Origin of the sequence: Paenibacillus sp. KS1, from assembly GCF_001680695.1 — a bacterium.
Classification (GTDB): Bacteria; Bacillota; Bacilli; order Paenibacillales; family Paenibacillaceae; genus Paenibacillus_B; species Paenibacillus_B suaedae.
Genome location: NZ_MAIS01000009.1, coordinates 10466 through 32534 on the forward strand (window position 1 = coordinate 10466; position 22069 = coordinate 32534).

Annotated in this window: 6 protein-coding genes and 1 pseudogene; all 7 read right to left on the minus strand. The window is 46.3% G+C overall.

Features of this window, described 5'->3' with window-relative positions; all coding sequences use genetic code 11:
* Positions 1-39 precede the first annotated feature (39 nt).
* On the minus strand, positions 40-1260 hold the full coding sequence (locus BBG47_RS04915; protein WP_065290785.1) for a glycosyltransferase: 1221 nt from the start codon (positions 1258-1260) through the stop codon (positions 40-42).
* Positions 1257-2162 carry an alpha/beta fold hydrolase gene (locus BBG47_RS04920; RefSeq protein WP_065290786.1) on the minus strand — a complete coding sequence of 302 codons (906 nt, stop codon included), beginning with the start codon at positions 2160-2162 and terminating at the stop codon, positions 1257-1259. Before BBG47_RS04920 ends, BBG47_RS04915 begins: the two co-directional genes overlap by 4 nt.
* On the minus strand, positions 2143-7809 hold the full coding sequence (locus tag BBG47_RS04925; RefSeq protein ID WP_065290787.1) for an alpha/beta fold hydrolase: 5667 nt from the start codon (positions 7807-7809) through the stop codon (positions 2143-2145). The genes BBG47_RS04920 and BBG47_RS04925 overlap by 20 nt, the downstream gene beginning before the upstream one ends.
* On the minus strand, positions 7806-10745 hold the full coding sequence (locus BBG47_RS04930; RefSeq protein WP_065290788.1) for a type I polyketide synthase: 2940 nt from the start codon (positions 10743-10745) through the stop codon (positions 7806-7808). Before BBG47_RS04930 ends, BBG47_RS04925 begins: the two co-directional genes overlap by 4 nt.
* On the minus strand, positions 10742-19750 hold the full coding sequence (locus tag BBG47_RS04935) for an SDR family NAD(P)-dependent oxidoreductase (protein WP_065290789.1): 9009 nt from the start codon (positions 19748-19750) through the stop codon (positions 10742-10744). Before BBG47_RS04935 ends, BBG47_RS04930 begins: the two co-directional genes overlap by 4 nt.
* Positions 19747-20592, minus strand: coding sequence for an acyl carrier protein (locus BBG47_RS31365; RefSeq protein ID WP_483310695.1), 846 nt, complete (start codon positions 20590-20592; stop codon positions 19747-19749). Before BBG47_RS31365 ends, BBG47_RS04935 begins: the two co-directional genes overlap by 4 nt.
* Positions 20569-21978: pseudogene (locus BBG47_RS31370) on the minus strand (type I polyketide synthase); the annotation flags it as partial. The pseudogene BBG47_RS31370 and the gene BBG47_RS31365, both read right to left, overlap by 24 nt.
* Positions 21979-22069 lie beyond the last annotated feature (91 nt).

Below are 22069 nucleotides of genomic sequence, written 5' to 3' on the forward strand. Positions count from 1 at the left end.
ATTATGTGCTCGGTTTTTGGTGTTTCAGGATCGTACTTGCTACAATGGGAATTGACGAATGAACTCCTCGACCCCATTCTTTTGTCGCATTAAGTGTCCCACCTGGCTAGCCTGTTTCTTGAATTCGGAGTTGGTCACGGCCTCTTTAATGGCGTGCAACAGCTTGTCGGCAGTTAACTTAGAACGATTGATCGGATCGGGCCCCAGCTTTTTCGCTGCGATCGTACTCCCCCATCGATATTGATCCATCGCATGCGGAATAATAATTTGCGGAACCCCTGAACGCGCTGCGCAATGCGTCGTTCCCGAACCGCCATGATGGATGATGGCTCCCATCTTAGGAAACAGCTTCAAGTAAGGGGCAAAATCTATCGTACGAACATTGGCATGATTCAAGCCTGTTCCCAATTCAGCCCAGCCTTTTAGGATGATAAATCGCTGCCCGCTTTTCTCAATTACTTCATTTAGTATATTTCTTGTACGCAAAGGATCTGGATCCGTGCTGCTGCCAAATCCAATGAAGACGGGGGGATCCCCTTCCTCGATAAATTGGGATATGCTTGGATCAAGATCAGCCCCGTCTTCAAAATGCCAATATGCAGTTTGAGTAAAGCGAAATGCAGGATTGGCCCGTACAGGCTCCAGTACCGGATCGGCCGGAATGATAATATCGTTTAACAAATAGTGTTGAATATCGCGAACCGGGGGTAATCCCAGCTTATCCCTTTCCTCATTTAACGTTTTCAATATCATTCGATTTTGAAATTTGCTGTCTCCCCACCACAAAAAGCGATTGACCCACTGTGGGCAGTCAAGAGCGTTGATAAGCAATGGCGGATAACTCCGAGAAGGCAAAACTTGCGGGATAGCCACGGATAATCGAAATGGGATCCGGTAATATTCTGCTACAGACCTCGCCGCATACATAACACCTGATGCGATCATGATATCCGCATCAATAGCAGCCTCTTTTAACTGGCTAATATGTCTTTGCACCTGCTCCCGTAATAACTTTACCGTGAGTTTCATGATTCGCATCGGGTTTTTCCCCATGACTTTATCAGCATGCTCTTGAAGCAGGGCTTGAAAGTCGACGCCTATAGGAATAAACTGAAAACCGCATTTGCGCACGAAAGAATCATTGTTGGGCGGAGCGCATACGACAACGTCATGACCTAATCGCATTAATTCGTTTGCGAGGGCAAGCATCGGAAACAGGTCTCCGTTCGAACCTTCACTGGCCAGTACGATTTTTTTCAATGTCTTACATCCCCCTTTGCCGCAGGGTTATCATCCTTCATAAAGGATATAACTCTTTCATTTACAATTTCAGGAACTTGGAGATTAAAAAAATGTCCCACCCCCGGCAACATTTCCATGACGGCGCTAGGTAAGCACGATCTCGCTTTAGCCATCGCAGCTTGCGGATTCTGGGTAATATCCTGTTCTCCCAACATGATCAAAAGCGGACATGTAATAGTGTTCAGTTCTTCGTCTTTAAAAACATGCGGCCATACTCTTTTTCCTGCCTTTACATTCGGATGAGGCTTCCTCCACAATGCTCCGGCAACGACCTGTTCGAAGAAATGGGTATGGGATTCATGCTGGTTCCAGCGAAACAGCTTCGATACGAATTGTCTCCGGGTGGATATAAGGGAATTACAGATGATTTTGGCAATGAATTTGCCACTTAAGCCCACTAGTCCTGATGAAGGGCTCATTATTATCGCTCGGCCAACGCGTTCAGGGAAATGAATTGCGAGATTTAATGCCAGCAATGCTCCAAAAGAGAATCCAACAATATCCGCTCGTTCAATATGTAATGCGTCCAATACTTCACAGAGCCATTGTGCATACTCTTCCCGACTATTCGGAAAACACGTCACCAAGGTTTTATTCTTATCGCCGATAATGTCTACCGCGTATATTCGAAAGTGCTTTGATAACTCCAAGCTATTGCGGTACCACATCGTTGAGCTGAATTCATGAGCGTGAAGCAACACAAGCGGCGGGGCATCCTCACTGCCGCTTGCAATCACGTGAGTTCTTCCAAAATGTGTCTCCAGTTCGACCGAAGTGAATGGAGTATTCCAAAGAGTCAAGGTTCGATCATACGCTTCGTAATAGGTAGATTTCAAATCATCAAATGTTCTGCGTGCCATCCTTTTTCTCTCCTTCTATTTGAACACGAGCAATAAAGTCGCTGATACAACGATTAAACTCTTTGTAATGCGTAATAAATGGAGCATGTCCGGCCCCTTTTATTTCATGATATTCAGCGTGTGGAAGTCTCTTCCTCAATGCAATGGCATGCTCTGGGGATACGATCGAATCCATATCACCGCTAACGATCAGCGCAGGTACGAGAACATCTGACAGCACCTCTTCCGTAGAGGCTTCTTCATTGAAGAAATCAAAGTATTTGGAAATGGAGGGATTGATCTGATGGCTTTTTTCGATAATCTCAAAAGCTTGTCCATGACCAACTCTTTCAAAATCCATCTGCAGCTTTTCTTTTATGTCTAAATCTTGCTTTATGTGAAAGAATCCTCCAGTCAATACAAGAGAGGCCACCAATTGAAAATTCTCCTGTGCTAGCTTCTGTCCAACTAAACCACCCCATGAGGTAGTAATAATATGGACTGGTTCCTGTATACCAAGTCGTTCCAACACTCGAACAAATCTCCTGCTGAGTCCCCCGACGGATAAATCGTGGCGTCCGGTTGACAAGCCGCATCCCGGAAGATGAATAATGATCAACTGATACTGGGATGACCACTCGTTAATTTGATAAATGAATTGTGGAGCTGTAAGCGCAAATCCGGTTATGAGCAGCAACGGTTTGCCTTTACCAATCACAATGACTTCCGTCTGCTCTTCAATGGAATCCTTCGCCAACATATGCAGCATTTTCGGGCTCCGCTTCCGACTAGGCTGCATATACTCCTCAATAAAATTAAAGCTTCGCAATTGGATGCCGCCCCGTTCTCTCATCTGGTACCATTTCAAAAGAAATGATTTGTCCGAATAAGGACCCATCTCCAAAATTTCCAAATTTCCAGGGAGCTTAGGTATGCCACCCTCAGCATTTCCATTGCCTTCATTTCCTGCTGACGTTTCATCCTTATCAATGTCAATACTCTTCGGGCTGGAGGTGAACACTTGGTTATGTTGGGTAATCTGCCCCCCGAACTCTTCTAACAAATAGGAAATGAAGCGGGAAATGGGCGTATATTTAAAAAACAGATCTATTTTCAGCTCCAGCCCGTATTTTCGATTGATTCGTGCCGCCAATTCCGTGAGTGAGATTGAATCGAATCCCAACTCGGCCACTTCGGCATCAAGACGAATTCTCGATATCGGTTCCTTCAATGTATCTGCCATCATATGAATAATTTCTTCCTCTAGGAGAAGCAGGCTTTCCTCGGGACTCGGACTGTCGGCTTTTCTCAGAATTTCGTCTTTGTTATTCGCCGCTTGAAGCACAATGTCCGCTTCTTTTGGTATCCAATATCTCTCTTTAGCAAATGGGTAGGTAGGCAATGACAATCGTTTCGGCCGCTGCCGATCATAGAATAGTCCCCACTCCAAATCCACACCCGATACCCACAGTTGAGAGAGCTTTCCTAAATTACGATTTTGAATTAACAAACGTATGAATTCGCTTCCTTCCGGTCCGGCAATCAATTGCGTAAGATTGGCGCCACCACTCTTTGAGTATCCCTTGTAAACGTTATCAATTTCTGTGTTTCCGTCAGCGAATAAAGTAAGCTTACCGTGTAATTCCATCACATCAGACACAATAAAAGCCACTCTGTGATCAAGAGCCTCCCTGCCCAACTGCATCGTATAGGCAAGTCGCTTAAGAACGGAACTGTTGCAATCTCTTTCGCAACTAGATACATAATTTGCAAGGAGTCTCGCATATTCGGGCAGCCTATCCTCTTCCTTTGCCGAAAGAACAACGATGTATGCATTTTCTTCTTGCTCTTGTGAATAGGCTTCCTCAATATACTCTTCTAGTACGACATGGGCGTTCACTCCACCTATGCCAAATGAACTGATCCCAGCTCTTCGCGGATTTCCACCATTTCCAACCTCAGAGCACCAGTCCGATACATCCCTTCCCAACACAAAAGGCGATCCAGTCAACTGAATATATGGATTAAGACTATTAAAATGGACAAGGCCGGGTAGCTTGCAATGCTTCATCGCCAACATAACTTTTATTACGCCAGCAACTCCTGCGGCCGCCTCAAGATGTCCAAGATTCGTTTTAAGAGAACCCAGCCTACAATTAGGTATTTCGGGCACAGGCTTATTCCACTTTTTGTATAACATTCTGAACGCTTTCTTCAGAGCGTCAATTTCAATCGGATCTCCCAACTTGGTTCCGGTGCCATGCGTCTCAATATACGATACCGTCTGCGGATCGATTCCCGCGCGTTCGTAAGCTTTCACAAGTACCTCCGCTTGAGCGTTCGGGTTGGGAGCTGTGAATGAGCTGGCCCGTCCTCCATGATTAACAGCAGAACTCCTAATTACGGCATAAACGTGATCCCCGTCCGCTTTAGCTAGATCTAATCGCTTCAACAGCAGGATACCAACGCCTTCTCCACGGACATAACCGTCTGCTCTCTCATCAAAGGTTTTACAGCTGCCATCCTCGCTCAGCATTCCTGCTTTACTCTGCATCAAATAAGGGTTCGGACTCGCAATCACGTTCACGCCTCCCGCCAGAACCATATCGCATTGGCCTGAACGAATCGCCTCAACTGCACGATGTATAGCTACCAAGGAACTGGAGCACGCAGTATCGATAGGTTCACTCGGACCACTGAAATTAAACATATAAGAAATCCGATTGGTGAGCCCCCATTGACACATCGCTGCAGGAATCCCTGCCTGAAGCTGCAACTCCTTATAATCCGCGGTACAGACTCCTAAAAATACGCCCGTACTCGTTCCTGACAATTGCTTGGCCCGATAACCTGCATCTTCTATCGCTTTCCATACATGCTCTAAAACGAGGCGTTCTTGCGGATCCATCATCTCGGCATCTCTGCCGGATATCCCAAAAAAGTGGGGATCAAATTTATCGATCTCATGCATGAATCCGCCCCACTTAATATTCGTTTTATTATGTTCAACCCGCGGATCTCCGAAATAAGCTTTCCAATCCCAACGATCCTCTGGAATTTCACTAATCAAATTCCGGCCAGCAACAAGATTTCCCCACAGCTCATCCACATTTGCGGATTGAGGAAATGCCCCACTTGCTCCAATGATGGCAACAGGGATGGTGGCTCCATCAACTGCTTGTGTGGACTGTTGTTCATATTCGCTAATCATCGCTGGTATTTCAGTTTCCCTTGATACGTCATACTCCATCGGTGACATGTAAGGTTGTTCCGTTTCCTCCGAAGGGCTCAAGTTATCGGAATGCAACTGGTATCGCTCCTCCGCCATACAAGAATAAACATTTCTGATTTCCCCCCGGTGATGATCAGACAAATATTGAACGATAGAATATGCAGTAGGACTTCCATAGAATACGGTTGGTGTCAATTCTATCGTATATTTTTCGTTTATTCGGTTAGCCAGCTCGACAAAAGTAATGGAATCAAACCCATACTCACTTAAGCTGATATCCATCTCAATTTCACTGAATTCCAATCGAATGATTTCGGAAATAATCGTCTTAACGTCTTTCTCTAAAGCATCCAATAAAGCACCGTTCAATAAATCCGATTGTTCGTGGTGAACTGTACAGGATATATTCCCCTCACCAGACTGTAGTTCCTGAACAAACTCCGATGAACTACGGCTCTCACCAGCCGAATAATAATTGCGTTGAACTGTGTCTCCGTGCTCTTCAGCTATATTTTGGGCAATCCTATGAATCGTAGGTGACCCATAAAACACGGTGGGACTCATTTCAATTCCGAAACGATCATTAATCTGATTGGCCAGTTCCACGAACGTAATCGAATCGAATCCATACTCCGCCAGGCTCGTCTCATCATCTAATTCATTGCGGTCGATTTTAATGATCGCAGCTGCAAAAATCGAGAGTTCATTCCTCAATCGGTCAAGATTAAGCGATGCATCGATTGTCTGCGCGTTTATATCCGTTTTATTGCCGACAGGCTGGGATGATGACAAATAGGAGGCAATTTGCTGCACCGGCATTCTCTCCGGTTGCTCCTCTTCTTTTTTGGCCGCCAGCCAACTTTTTATTTTTGAATGATTACCTGCGAGCGCCATAATTTCCACCTGACTCAAATAGAGAGCATTTTCAAAAATTCGGCACCCGGTATCGGCACTGATTGCTCGTATTCCGGAAGTTTTATAAATGTATTCTTCCATCTGCGAATCTACAGACATTCCTCCCTCTGTCCAGAGAGGCCAATTGATGGATATGCTGTGTCCAGAGCGACCAACTTGATTACGATACTGAGCATAACCATCTAAAAAGCGGTTAGCATAAGCATAATCGGCTTGTCCCACATTGCCCAGCTTCCCCGTAATTGAAGAGAACAACACGAAATATTGCAGTGGTTCATTCCAAGTCGCCCGATCCAGCAGCACCGTTCCGGCAACTTTTGCTGCCAGCACTCTGCAGAACTGAGCGCTTGTCTTATTTATGATTACGCTGTCCTCTGCGATGCCGGCACCATGAATAACTCCTTGAACGAATCCAAAATTATTCTTGGTTCGTTCAATTAACCTATCTACTTCATCCGGTGAGGTTACATCAGTCTGAACGTAAAGCACCTCTGATCCAAGCGAGCGAAGGTGACTAAGTTTATCAGCAATCCGTACATCCTCCTCAGATCGACCAGCGAGGACGAGGCTAGTCTTCCGCGTTCTCGCCAAAAATTGTGCGACAATAAATCCGATGCCTCCGACTCCTCCCGTTATAATGACAGCGCCGTTCTTCTGTGGAGGGACAGTATTGATTACGACAGATGGAGAATCCTTCACTTCATGCAAGGTTAGTACCTGTCGTCCATGAATCGAGCATGCTATTTCTACTTCATCTGCTTCACCATCAAACTCTCGCAGGATTTGCTGGAATAGTTTGATCCTTTGCTCCCAGCCGCGCCGCTTCGAATCTTGAATGTGGCAGGTTTGAATGATAATGCTCGGAAATTCCTTACGAACCGATCTCGCATAACCACCGACTGCCGTAAAAAAAGGATTTGGGACATCGCTCTCACTTTCATACATGCACATAATCCGAAGAGTCTGAGGCTTCCCGCTTCTCATCCAGGCTTTTGTTAGATGAAATAAATTCAGGATATATTCATCCAGCCTGTTCTCCTTCTCATACATTTCCGTTTCCCAATCCTGCCAGTCCCAATTGACTATCCACACCCACTCGGTATGCCGCTCATTTGACATTAGCTCCAGCAGTCGATCCATATGCTCCGGATTCCTTACATTCAATCCAAATTCCTGACTATCTATTTGGTCAAACATGTCTCCATCCTTGACCCAGTATAATTGCGACTCGCTGTATTCCTCTCTCAGAATCGCCAAAAAATTGCGATATAGTTGCGGAGTGAGATCGAAAATAACAAGGTTTCGCTTGTTTTGTGTTTTCTCAAAGTCGCCAATCGGTCTCGGCTCCCATTTACTGCTGTAATAAATCAGTTCTTCTGTCTCAAGTGAAAGATTATCCGAACGATAGCTTGCAAGCTGCTTCTCTTTGAAACGTTTTACATAAATCAGCCCTTCTTCCGGGCTTACAATGCCTGATTTAATGCCCTCGATAACTTCCTGCAAAGACGAGAACTTCGTCATATTCTGTTCCCTCCCAGTAGTTGAACAATTTCCAAAGAACTGGCGGTTCCCTTTTTCACACTATTCAACATTTCCAGCAGTTCCGCATCGCTCATGGCAGCACTCTTTTTCGACACCGGTACCTTGCGAACCAAGTAATCCGTTACTAATACCCGAACTTTACCCTCTATATCTGTTATACATAAACGATATCGCTTCGCTTGTTCCCCACCTGGAAGTTGGACATCTCGATATTGCACATAGACATAGCCGACATCGCATACGCTTCCGCTCCACTTCACTTCACCGATTGAAAACGGCAAGAACATCTCTTCTCCATCTTCCTCTGCTCCGCCAAAACCGATCAATGATTGAAAGGCACCGTCGAGTAGCACCGGATGCAGTAGATAAGACTTCGATGAGTTTTTTAAATGATTGGGAAGACAATACCGGGAAAGAACCTCATGCTCACTCGCACTTACACTTTCTATCGTTTGAAAGGAAACTCCATAATGGAATCCCATGCTGCGGAATATTCCATAACAATCGAGTCCACTCAACCTTTCCACGCACCTAGCACGAATAGCATCCACTGGGAGTTCACCCAAGTCGGGTTCACTTTCTCCCTTCGACGCGTAGCGTACTTTACCGCGTGCGTGAATATGCTCTCTATCATCGGCACCTGCTGCAATTTGGAATTCGGCCGTCTGTTCTCCCGTCGGCTCCAATCGCAGCCACGCTTCCGTTGGAGTTGAAACTTGCAGTGGCTTTAACCAAAATATATTTGAAATCGCGGTTACTTTTTTTTCGGGATAGGACAATTGACCCGCGGCCCTTGCCATCTCCAAATAAACAGCGCCCGGCACCACTACGTTTCCTCCAATGACATGATCCTTGATGATTGACTCGGATAGATGAAATGTTTTTTTGTATCTTTGCAAACCGAATACGGATTCATTGGAATCAAGCAGCGGGTGCAAATGCCCGAGATTTACCGCCTCTGATTTGACTGCAGCAGTTTCACTAAGCCAATACTTCTTCATAGCAAACGGATATGACGGCAAAGGAACTTTTCGTACTTCTGTATCGCCATAAGCGCCGTTCCAGTCAATATATACTCGGTTGCAATATAATTGTCCTAATCGCTGCAGCAGGTTCTCTCTCTCAGAACCGACAGGATCGGATTGTCGCAAAGCCTGCACGAGCCGCATTGATTCTTTTTTTTCATCTGAAGGGATATCCTCTTTATTTCTTGCTGATTTGTCCATACCACAGAAAATATGCTGATGACTGTGCCCTGCCGCAGCATCATTCAACCGTTCAACAAAATCTTCCATACTATTGGCGAGCAAAGCAATGCGATAATCGAAGTGACTGCGGCCTGTTTGCAAGCTATAAGCAATTTCCTTGACAGATGTCGAGCGCCCGTTCTCTTGGCACCAAGCAAGAAGGTCAGAAATTTTTCGGCGAAGGCTGTCCTTGGATTTAGCCGAAATCGGGAAAAGCTGCATTGAAGCCGGATATTCATCCGGCTCCTCGACTTGTATATCATACTCTTCAAGCACCATATGACAGTTCGTTCCGCTATGTCCAAATGAACTGATGGCGGCCCTGCGCGGGTTCCCCGGGTCTGCTGACCACGAGGTCAGCTCAGTAACCATATAGAATGGACTTTCCCGCAAACAGATCTGGCTATTTTCTTTTTCAAAATGCAAGGTAGGCGGAAGCTGACGATGCTTCATCGCCAGTAAAATTTTGATGAAACCGGCTAATCCGGAAGCCGCCCCTGTATGCCCTATATTCGTTTTGACAGATCCCAGTCCGCAAAATTGCTTGTCGGAAGTAAACAATTTGAACGATTCCTGCAACGCATGGAATTCTATCGGATCTCCCAATTTCGTCCCTGTCCCATGAGCTTCCACATAAGTAATCGTAGCGGGATCGATTCCAAATCTCCGATAAATTTCCGTTTCCAGTGCCGTTTGTGACATTGAACTCGGAGCTGTTATGCCGTTCGTTTTGCCATCCTGATTTATTCCAGAGGCTCGGATAATGCCATATATATGATCTCGATCACGAATTGCCTTCGCTGCGGACTTAAGCAGTACAGCTCCGACTGCTTCGCCAGGAACGAAACCGTTGGCCCGATCATCAAAAGCTTTGCATCTACCATCCGGAGACAGCATTCCCATACGACTGGCCAGCACATAACCTTGAGAGGTTGTATATAGCGCAACTCCACCGCAAATCGCCATCTCACACTCTCCGGAACGGATGCTTTCCGAGGCCAAATGAATTGCAACTAATGACGATGAACATGCTGTATCGAGCGTTATGCTGGGTCCCTTTAAATCTAAAAAATAGGAAATGCGCGAAGCCAAAATTGAGTTGGAGTTTCCCAGAAATAATTCGGAACCAATCTCGCTTCCTGTTTCGCATGATGCAAAATAATCGGTATCGCCTTCACAGCCGACATAGACTCCTATCTTCTTGCCCGCCACATCTCGTTTGGAATAGCCTGCGTCTTCAAAAACCTTCCACGCTTCTTGCAGAAATAAGCGCTGTCTGGGATCCATCAATTCGGCTTGTCTAGGTGAAATATTGAAAAACAGCGGATCGAACTTGTCTATATTCGACAAAAAACCGCCGTCTTTACAGTAGCTCTTGTCTTTTGACTTCCGATCTGCATCGTAAAAACCATTCACATCCCAGCGTGTTATTTCTTTTACCGAATCCCTTCCTGACGCAAGATTCGTCCAATATTCATGAACGTTATCAGCTTCTGGAAATCTTCCAGAAATACCAATCACGGCAATACCTTCATCGCTTATACGCGATTGCGTCAAGAATTCATCCGCTTGCAAAATTTTATAGAGCTTCAACCCGGCTTCTGCCGTTAGTTCTTGATTTCGCACCATTTGAAGAATTTGCTTCTTGTACGCGTCAATGTCAATCATGACGATGCTCCCCTCAGCAGATGGCCTGCCGCATCCACATCCAGTTCTTTGCGTTCCAAGCTTTTAAAAAGCTGGAAAAGCCTTTCATCTTCATCCTCTTCGGAACCTACACCCACAATATAATCAGCTAATCGTCCAATTGTTGCATGATCGAATATATCCTTTGGCGTCAAATCAGTCTGCAAGGCATCATTTACTATTTTTACAATTGATAATGCCAAAATCGAATCCACGCCAAGCTCCATAAAAGATAATTCAAGATTGATACTTGCTGAATCCATATGCAGCACTTCTGCCACACTGCGGGTAATCAGTTCCGTAACCTCTTCTTTTCCCGCTCCTTTGCCCGCAATCTTCATAGAGTCATCATGTCCTGGTGACATGTTATCTTTTTCAAGCTCAAATGTAACGGAATGACTGTGATCTACATTCATTAACTCCAATACGTATGGTTGAGCCTTAATGGCTGCAACTTGACGGATATTAGTGCCCAACAGACTTTCGATCAACTGTAAGCCTTCGGTTTCGCTTAACGGATAAGCCCCTTGTCGCTCAATGTATCGAGTTAATTCTTCATTAGACTCCCCGCGGCGCTTGGCCCAATACCCCCAGTTAACCATATACACAGGGAAGTGGGATTCTGTTTGAAGATAAGAAACGTAAGCATCTTTAAACTCACAGCTTGCCGCGTAATGGGCCCATCCAGTCGTTCCGATAAATGACTGAGCCGAGGAAAAGAAGAGGAAAAAGTCCAGTGGTTCATGCTGAACCAGAGTATACAGCACCACGCTTCCTTTTGCCTTCGACTCCAAGGCTGTTCGCAAATCCGTTTCTGACATGTCTTGCACCGCTTGGGGTTGAACATCTAAAGCTGAATGAATAATGCCGTGAATCGTTCCGAATTGCGACTTTGTCCGTTCTATTGCTATTCTCATCGCATCATAATCAGCAACATTCGCTTGCAAGTAAATTACTTTACCCCCGAGTGATTCCAAATGCTCTATCTTCTTCTGCATATCAGTATTCATTTCACTTCTTCCAATTAAAGCGAGAGAAGCATTTGACGTTTTCGCCATATACTCAGCAAATATATAGCCAACCGTTCCCAAACCGCCGACAATAACGTAAGCGCCCTGATGTCTAAAACGCGTTGGCGTAGTTGAAACGGTTATCTTTTCGGGAACCAGAATTCGTTTGAATTTTTGGAATCCACGAATGGCTATTGTTTCTCCACGCGCCTGAGCAGGCTCGTACGCAATAGCTTTGGCAAGGCTCATTATTGCGTTCCCATTTGAATTCTGCACTACGTCGCTCCAACTCAAGTCTAGTTGAGTCAAGCGCAGTTGCGGAAGCTCCTTTGCCAATGTACGTGCCAGTCCATGCACCCCTGCCCCAAATGGAGTCACGATATCATCCGGCAGTACGTCGTAATGATTATAAGTTACGATTCTCAATTCCAAGCCAAGATCAAGCTGAGCAGCCATCAATGCTTTTACCAAGCGAAATAAAGATAGCGTCCCCTGTTCTTGACTATCCTCAAGCATGCTTATCTGTTCTCCAGCGCTGCATCTAAAATTCGCCAAAAAGTATACCGTATTCAGTCTCGAATATTGACTGATATGCTGATGAATCGCTAACGGATTACTAGCGTCAATAATTGTTTGGGATGGATAAATCTCTGCTGTATCTCTTCCCAGAACTGTTACTGAGACTTCATCCGCCGAATGCAGGGAACGAATTGCAGCCACAAGCGGGTCGGAACTATCGGAAGTCATGATAAGCACCTGTTTACTGCCAATTTGGAATTTTTGCCCCTCTGCCGATGGTGTGGGCGCCTGCTTCCATCTTGGTACGTAAGTATAGTCCGTGCCTCTGGAGTCTTCCTCTCCGTCCGCAACCTCTTTGGAACCGGTCTGGAACAAGGATTCCATCCGTTGAGGCAGTGCTGCACTGATCTTTGCCCGATCCTCTGGCCAATATCGTTCTTTAGCAAACGGATACGTGGGAGCTGGGATCCGATGTGGAGCCTGGCATCCATAAAGGAACTCCCAGTTCAAATCAACTCCGGATACCCATATCTGTGCCAGCTTATGCAACTTCCGGTTTCGTATTATTGCCTCTACGAACTGCCGCCCTTCTTCACCTTCGAGCAATAAGCCATATTTTTCATCCGTCTGTTTGCTCGTTCCGGTAAACATACCTTCGATATTGTGCTCGCCCTTGCCGTAAGCCAAAAGCTTCTCCTGTAATTCCGATATGGAACCGATAACAAATCCAACTCTCTCCTCCAGCATTCTCCTGCCGATTTGGAAGGTATAGCATAGATTCGCAATGTTAGGTTGTTCACTGCCGTCATTTCCGCTTATAAAGCGTACAATTTGCAGGGCATAATCCTGCAAGCGCTCTTTGTTTTTTGCCGAAAGAGGAAAGATATACAAATCAGCCGCATTCGATTCCACTGCATGTAATGGTTCGACATCTAATGATTGCGGCGCTTCTTCGACGATCATGTGACAATTTGTTCCACTAAAGCCGAAAGAATTAATTGCCGCTCGCCGCGGTGCTCCGTCCGATGCCCATTCCTGCAATTCTCGGTTCACAAAGAACGGAGTAGCCTTGAAGTCGATGTGCTCATTTTCCTTCGCGGCGTGCAGCGTGGGAGGAAGTAGTTTATATTTCATAGATAGCAATATTTTGATTAGTCCCACTACCCCTGATGCAGCAGATGTATGTCCTAAATTGCTCTTTGCCGAGCCAATCGCACAGAATTGTTTCCTATCGGTGTATGTGGCAAAAGCTTGGGTCAATGCCGCTATTTCAATCGGGTCGCCCAATTTGGTTCCCGTACCGTGCGCCTCCAAATAAGTGATTGTTTCAGGATGAATACCGTACTTTCGGTAAACTTCCAACTCTATCTCCGTTTGCGACTTGGCACTCGGTGCAGTAATTCCGTTGGTGCGTCCATCCTGATTGATTTCCGACCCTTTAATCACGCCGTAAATATAATCCCCGTCAGCAACAGCTCGATCCAAGCGCTTCAATACGACGGCTGCGGCAGCTTCCGCAGGAACAATTCCATCGGCATCGTCCGCAAATGTTTTGCATTTTCCGTCTCTGGAAAGCATGCCCGCTTTGCTCATGGAAATGAAGGGCTTTTCGGTTAAATACAATGTAACCCCTCCGGCGAGCATCATATCCGTTTCCCCGTTCAACAAGCTCTTGCATGCTAAATGAACGGCTACCAAAGAACTTGAACAAGCTGTGTCCACGCTGATGGCAGGCCCTTTTAAGTTCAGAAAATAAGAGATGCGTGAGGCCAATATTGAGTTCGTGTTGCCGAGCATCAGCTGTGCATTATAACCCGCGGCTGTTCCCTCCGCGATTGCACTATACTCGTTGCCGAATACCCCTGCGATAACCCCGCATTTGACGTGATTCAGCTTTTCAGGTGCGTAACCGGCATCCTCCAGCGCACGGTAGCTTTCTTGAAGAAATAACCGCTGCTGTGGATCCATCATTTCCACCTCAGCAGGGGATATTTGGAAGAAGATCGGATCGAACTTATCCATGTCCGCGACGAAGCCACCCCATTTTCCATACGTTTTGTTGGGAGCTAGCGGATCGGGATCATAAAACATATTCGGGTTCCATCTGTCAGCCTGCACTTCGCGCACTGAATCGACTCCTTGTCGGAGATTCTCCCAAAGCTCGCGAACATTTTCCGCTCCTGGAAAACGCCCCGATATGCCGATTACAGCAACATCCGAAGATGCACCGGATAGTCCCGTGCGTTCCTTTTTAATTGCAGTTTCTGTTGGTGTAGGACATTCATTCTTATTCTCCTGCTCCCTCTTAGCGAATCGTTCCAGCACGACCGATTTTTGATCATCGCGCTTTAAGGAGCAATCCATAGGCTTTTGTACGCCGATAATGCGCTCGATAACCTCTGGATGGGTTTTCGCCAAATATTGAGTTAAATCCCGAAGATTTGAATGATCGAACATCGTTTGAACTTGCAGATTCAATTCCAGCTTCCGGTTCAAGTCATCCAATATTTTGAGACCTATCAGCGAATCGATTCCGTAATCGGAAAAACTTGCGCGACGATCGATTTCAGTCGGCTTCATTTCGAGAGTGTCCGCGAACCATTGCGCCAGCTTATCCTCCATCTTTCTAATCGTATCCCCGTTTATCCCGCCGACATGATGCGGCAAAGCGGCTTCCTCAGCCCGTTTGTATACAACGTCTTCTTTATAATGAAGACTGTTTCGAAGCCACTTTCCGACTGCATCCGTATAGCTCGCTGCATGCTTAAAAGCCGATTCGTTCATCATCAACAATTGTTCTTGAGTCAGCAGATCGTCTGCTTTTTCCAAGGTTAGCAGCACATAGCGAAAGAGGTTCAAAGACAATGCCTTTCCGAAATTGTTCCAAGCACGGTGTTCCGTTTCCATGTCAGCTAAGTGGGGATATTTCTCCTTAAGTATGGACAAGTTCTGCTCAAATTCCGGATCATGCAAAAAGTTGGATATCTCTTGACTGCAATCGATGCAATCAATTACTCGCAGACGATTCTCTGCAAGAATTCGGCTGTACTGCCCCTGTGTATTCGTATACTGTCCGACATGGGGCAAATGTACTTCATTCACTGTGTTAGCGAGGCAATCCGCCAATACAACAGTTCCCTTCCGCTTTAAATGCCTAGCGATGTTCCCGAATACCCCGTGTTTATCCGCGATATGCACTGTCACTTCTAGTCCAATGATAAGATCATACATGCCGGGGAAATCCTCTTTTGCACTGTCTTTGCAATGAATAGTAATCCGATCCACCAAACCTTCTCGGCCAACTCGCCGTTGTCCAAATTCGGCCTGATTGGCTGATATGGTATATCCATCGCAATGTATATGCTCATGGGCTCTTGCGAGATGGAGCAAATCAGTTGAAAAACCGCAGCCGATATCCAACAAATGATGTACTTTGCTAAAATCTACATGCCGATACAGCATATCTCTCATTTCTTTTTGTTTAGCCAAGGCGAATTGGGCCATAGCCGGATATTGCTGAGGCTCGGAAAATACGTTCAGCCATGAAAATCCTGTTATCTTCTCCGAAAACGGGGCGAATGTCAAATAACCTTCCTTTTCGGTGCTTTCCTCATATAATCGAACTGATGCATCATAGTAGTCGGCTACTACGGCATCCTGATCATTCAACGCCGGTTTCGATCTGCCATCGTAATTCGGAACCGATTCATCATTCGCACTGTACAACCAGCATTTCCTTTGTTCAAAAGGATAAGTAGGCAAAGGTACCCTCCTCCGTTGGATATCATTCACAAGCGGCCAATCCATTTGTTCGCCAGCCATCCACCGCTCCAGCAGCTTTACGATTTGTTCATTCTCGATCTGAGAAGCGAGTAAAGTAGAATATTCGATCTTCCAGTCCGCTCTATCTCCCATTGCCGAAACAGCTAAATATCGACCAATTTGCTCCTTCAGCTCCTCTGGGGTTCGGCAAACAAAGGCCGTCCTCTCCGCAAAGGCTTCTCTTCCGAACTGCAAAGTGTACGCAATGTCCGGCATTTTTGCCGTAGGATAGTCATGTCGCTCCAAATGCTGCAACAATCGCTCGGCATAGCGCCGCAATTGTGCTGAGGAGCGAGCGGATAGTGGAACGATGCATTCGCCCGGTATAAGCGTCTCGGCATATGGCGGCAACTCAATTGATTGGTATTCTTCTACAATTAGATGCGCTTCTAAGCCACCTGCTCCAAAAGAGCTGATGGCAGCGCGGCGTGGAAGCTCTTTGTACGTATCTCCGTCATGGATAGTCATTGCAGGCCAGTCTGTCAGTTCCGCCGGAATATAGAATGGCGATGCTTCCAAGCAGATCGACGGGTTTATTGAATCAGCCACTTTATTAGGAACGAAAGCTTTATGTTTCATCTGCAGCAGCACTTTTGTAAGCTGTGAAATACCGGCTGCCGCCTCCAAATGTCCGATTATCGGCTTTACCGAGCCAACAGCACAATATTGCCGCAACGGTGTCCTTGCCTCGTAAGCACGCCGAACCCCAGTCCATTCAATCGTATCCGTCATATCGCTGCCCAAAGCTTGAAGCTCAACGTACCCTATCGTTTCTGGATGAATTCCGCTGCTGTTCATGACTTCTTCGATCAATCCCATCTGTGACTGCGGATCGGGTAAAAAGAATCCCGAAGAATATCCCTTGTGACAGATCCCAGATCCGCGAATGATTCCGTAAACATAATCGCCATCTTCAATAGCTCGCTCCAACGATTTCATCAATACTGCTCCGACGCCCTCCCCTGGTATAAAGCCGTTTCCAGCGGCATCGAACATGCTGGTTTGTTCTTTCGTGGAGAGCATTTTGCTCTGGCACATGCCCAGATATCTCGAAGGATGCAAGTATAGATTGACACCGCCCGCGATTGCAGCCTCGCTTTCGCCATTCAGAATGCTTCGGCATGCCAAATGAATCGCTGCTAATGACGAAGAACAAGCCGTATCTAATGCCAAGCTCGGACCAGTAAAATTGAAAAAATACGATATCCGGTTTGGCAAGCTGAAGTATGTAGAATGAATAGGCGTTCGATCGGGAGAATTCCATTGATTGGCCCCCAACAATGGGTATGTCATGGAAGTCACACCCACGAATACCCCTACCTTTTTTCCGCTCCAAGCCTCTTTGGCATATCCGGCGTCTTCTAAGGCAGACCATACCGTTTCTAAAAATTTGCGTTCTTCCGGATTTATCATTTTTGCCTCAAGAGGATTCATCTTGAATAGCATTGGGTCAAATTCATCCACGCCATCGAGAAAAGCCCCATATTTGCAATAAATGTCCCCTTCTGCAAGCGGCAGCGAGTTATCATGTCCATAATCCCCATGTTTCCAACGGGTCTGAGGTATTTCCGTAAAGCACGATGTTCCCGATTTCAGAATATCCCAGAAATCTTCGATTGTACGTGCTCCAGGATATTGCCCTCCGATACCCACAATCGCAACGGCTCCACGCTCAGGAAAAGCTGCTTGAGGACAACTTGTCTCATGCACGCTCCGCTTTGATTCTTGAATGCTTTCCGATCGATGCACCGGTGTGCTTACCTTCCCCAGGCCAAGCACATTTCCAAGCCGATCTGCATAATGCACTGCGAAAAAGTCAACCAGTTCGTCAACTGTTTGGTACTCATAGAGCAGTGTTTTGGACATTTCCCCGAAATCGGATTCCACTTTTGAATTGAACAGCTTGATCGCAATCGAATCAAGCCCATACTCTTGAAAAGGCGTCGAATTGTCTATTTTATCTGGAGACAGCTTTAGCACGTTACCCATTGAAGTCTTAATATACTGATGTAGTGCTTGAATAGGCACCTCGCTGTTCTGCAAGCCAGTTGGGCTCCGATGTCCAATTCTTCGTGACCTCTCCTCCATGCGCTGAAGCCAGTCCGCCAGCCTGCCTTTTTTTCCATAAAGAACAGATATTTGAGATTTCCCGCTAGCGAGGGCTAACTCCCAGGATTTGATTCCTTCATCTGTTGGCAAAGACAGGAGCGGTATATCTTCTGTTTGCAAGGCTTCAGCGATCTTCATACCGCCCTCCTTCCAGAGCGGCCAATTTATAGCCAATGAAAGCCCTTCCCTGCTCCCCTCTTCCCTCAGCTTGCTGCGCGCAGAGCAGAAATGATTCAAGAACAGATTCGCATATGCATAATCGCATTGTCCGGGATTCCCCCATACCGAGCTCAAGGAGGAGAAGACGACAAACCAGTCTAGCTTCTCATTACGAGTCGCCTCATCCAACAATAATGTCCCAAACAGTTTTGGCTTCACAACCGCTTCCATGTGTTCTCTTTCTTTATTGATCAGAAAAGAGTCGAAAATGGCACCGGCACTATGAATGACCCCATTAATACACGAAAATCGACGTTTGGCCTCGGTGATCGTACGTTCTGTATCATCCGGTACAGATACGTCCCCTTGAATGTAAAGCACTTCCGCACCTAGCGATTCCAATTCCGTTATTTTGTTCTCCAGCGCGGTAGTAAGAGCTGATCTTCCGCATAATACGAGCCGAGCCTGCACTGTAGCGGCTAAATAGCGGGCAAAAAGATACCCTACTCCGCCCAATCCACCGGTAATGATGTACACTCCACGCTGTCTCAACGGAACTGACGGGACTGAATCTGTTTCGAGCGGACAGACAATTTGGCGTTTAACATGCCTATCTCCTCTTAGAATCTGAACATCTACTTCTCCATCTTGATTGAGTGCTTCCTTCGCAATGATCTCTGCGGATTCGTTCATGCTTGCATCGCACAACTCAAGACAACACACGTCCAGCACTGGATTTTCCTGGCGCACCGATTTCAGAAAACCAGCCATCGCAGCATACTGTGGTTGAACGCTGCCATTGGATTCGAATACGTAAAGCAGTTTCACCGGATGCGTTAGTTTCCGTACCATCATGGATTGGCATAAAGTAAACAAGGAGTGGAAGCTGCTTGCCAACTGCTCGGAAAGGTTATGAATATTCGGCTGGAACTGACTATCTGACCACGCATGAATGATAATATCCGGATGTCTGCCACACTGATGTAAATCATTCAACAGCCATTCATAGTCACCATCATTCTCGGGATTCATTGCATAATACCCATCACCCCGCCTTTCAGCCTTCATTCCTCGTACGACTCGAACAATCTCAATCTCCTGTTGCTTCCAGTACTCTTTAAGAACGGTACTCAAATCCTGATTGTTGTCAAATAGAAGAACAGTATTTTTGCTCACAGTTGTATTTGGCAAATCCGATGCTACCCATTCATCATCAAAAAAGAGGAGCTCCATATCCGGAGTCCTCTCTATTGCATCGCCCTGCTTCTTCTTGCGCAAAGTCTTAATCATTTCCATGCCTTGTTCAGCACTGAGCTGATTAGATTTTACCAGTTCAAGCACTTTATCCAACATCTTCTGCTCTTTCATTCCATCACTCCCATGGCCTGCCGCACACGTTCGATCGACGATGTCCCATTCTCCAATTGGCGAAGCAGCTGCAAGAGCTGTTCATCCTCGATCTCCACACTCGGGGCCTGTGTTTCAGGTATCCAGTATCTTTCCCGGGCAAACGGATAAGACGGTAATGGCATGCGAAGCTGCTTACGGCCTCGATGCACCTGCTCCCATGGAATCTGGCTTCCGTTGACCCATAGTTGGGCTAAAGCTGTTAGATCACGTTTTCTTATTGCCTCAGTAATTTCATCAGAAGCTTCATCGAATTCAATGTCCGTTTTCCCTCGAATTTTACGTTCTACTTTGCCGTAGAAGACAGACGGCAATTTCATATCCTCTGCCTTCAGAAGCTCCATTAATTTATTGGACAATTCGGCTTCGTCGGCTGCAATGATCGCAAGCCTCCAACCAAATTCTTCTCGTCCTGATTGCAAAGTACGGGCAAGCCGCTGCAAATCAATTCCGGCAGACTTACCGGATCCACCGCAATAAGGTACGCTCTCCAGCAAATATCCCGTTACTGCTTCCAGTGTAGAGTATACGGCTAATAGAGAAGCAGGAAAGTCGATTTGATAGGCTTTCGAAATTTGTTCGGCCAAGGATACCAATTCAACTTGTGTGAAGCCCAAGTGCAGCAAATGATCCCACGGATCAATCTCTTCTCTGCCCACATTCAATATTTCCGAACTATATCGAATTAGCTCACTTAGGATACTCTCATGAGCCGTAGGCGAAAGGGTCAGCTCATGACCAGCTGGCTCCCCAGTTTGTCCAATAGTTAGAAATTGATAAAGCTTTTTACAATATTCTTTCAACGCGCTCTTCTGCTTAGCTGATATCACGATAATTTGCGGATCAATGCATGAGTCGACTGACCCCACATCGCAGAATTCCTCTAATACGATATGGCAATTGGCCCCTCCGAAACCAAAGGAGCTAATGCCTGCCCTTCTCGGAAGCTCCCTCCCCTCGCAATCTGTCAGCCTAGCCCACGGAATCGTCTTATTGACGATGTAAAACGGCGAACCGTCAAGCTGTATATACGGATTCATCCTTTCAAAGTGTAAATTTCCAGGAATAGTTCCATGCTTCATGGACAAGGCAATCTTGAAAATACCTGCGATTCCTGCCGCTGCCTCCAAGTGCCCTATGCTCGTCTTAACCGAGCCGACGCCGCAATGAGGAACGATCGGAGTGGACTTTCCCCATTTTTGATAAAGTTGCGAAAATGCTGCTTTCAATCCGTTTATTTCAACTGGATCCCCCAAATGAGTGCCTGTACCATGCGCCTCAATATAGGTTACGGTCGCAGGATCAATATGTGCTTTTCCGAATGCTTTTACGATAAGATTCGCTTGTGCATAAGGATTCGGAGCGGTCAATGAATTCGTTTTTCCCCCATGATTGACGGCAGAGCCCTTGATTACCGCATAAATATGATCTCCGTCCTCAACCGCTCTCTTTAATGACTTTAGAATGACAACGCCTGTGCCTTCTCCCCGCACGTACCCGTCTGCACTGCTGTCAAAGGTTTTGCAATTTCCGTCCCGAGCCAGCATGCCCGCCTTGCTAAACGAAATGTGAAGAGTCGGAGTAAGTATCACGTTAATGCCTCCCGCAATCGCCATTTCGCAGTGCCCGTTCTGGATAGCCTCTACGGCCCGATGAATCGCCACCAACGAACTGGAGCATGCAGTGTTTACCGGTTCGCTAGGTCCGTGTAGATTGAGCAAATATGAAATTCGATTTGGAAGCACGGCATGCGACATGCCGGTTGACGTCTGTGCCTCCACTTCTGCCGTTGTATGCTGCAAAATTTCATTATAGTCACTACTTGCCACGCCAACGAACAGTCCGGTGTCAGAACCAGATAAATCCGAAGCCCTGTAGCCTGCATCCTCGATGGCCGACCACACGCTTTCTAGAAAAATTCGTTGCTGCGGATCCATTAGTTCCGCCTCGCGGGGAGATATTCCGAAGAAAAGCGGATCAAACTTGTCCACTTCCTTCATAAAACCGCCCCACTTGATATCGGTTTTATTTATCTCTGAATTCGGATCCCCGTAATATTCCGCCCAGTCCCAGCGATCTTGCGGAATAATGGAAATCATATTCGTTCCCTGCTCGAGGTTCCTCCAAAACTCGTCCAAATCGTCCGAACTTGGCATTTTCCCACTCATCCCGATAATAGCGATGGGCTCATAAGATCGTATTTCATCAGAAGCCACCGTTCCATCCTGCGCTGCGCCAAGTTCATTATCCACCTTAGAAGAGTGAATCATATGATCCGAA

What these genes read in the sequence shown, in the direction of transcription:
- BBG47_RS04920 (WP_065290786.1), bottom strand. Translation starts at nt 2,162, where the DNA reads ATGGCACGCAGAACATTTGATGATTTGAAATCTACCTATTACGAAGCG.
- BBG47_RS04925 (WP_065290787.1), bottom strand. Translation starts at nt 7,809, where the DNA reads ATGACGAAGTTCTCGTCTTTGCAGGAAGTTATCGAGGGCATTAAATCA.
- BBG47_RS04930 (WP_065290788.1), bottom strand. Translation starts at nt 10,745, where the DNA reads ATGATTGACATTGACGCGTACAAGAAGCAAATTCTTCAAATGGTGCGA.
- BBG47_RS04935 (WP_065290789.1), bottom strand. Translation starts at nt 19,750, where the DNA reads ATGAAAGAGCAGAAGATGTTGGATAAAGTGCTTGAACTGGTAAAATCT.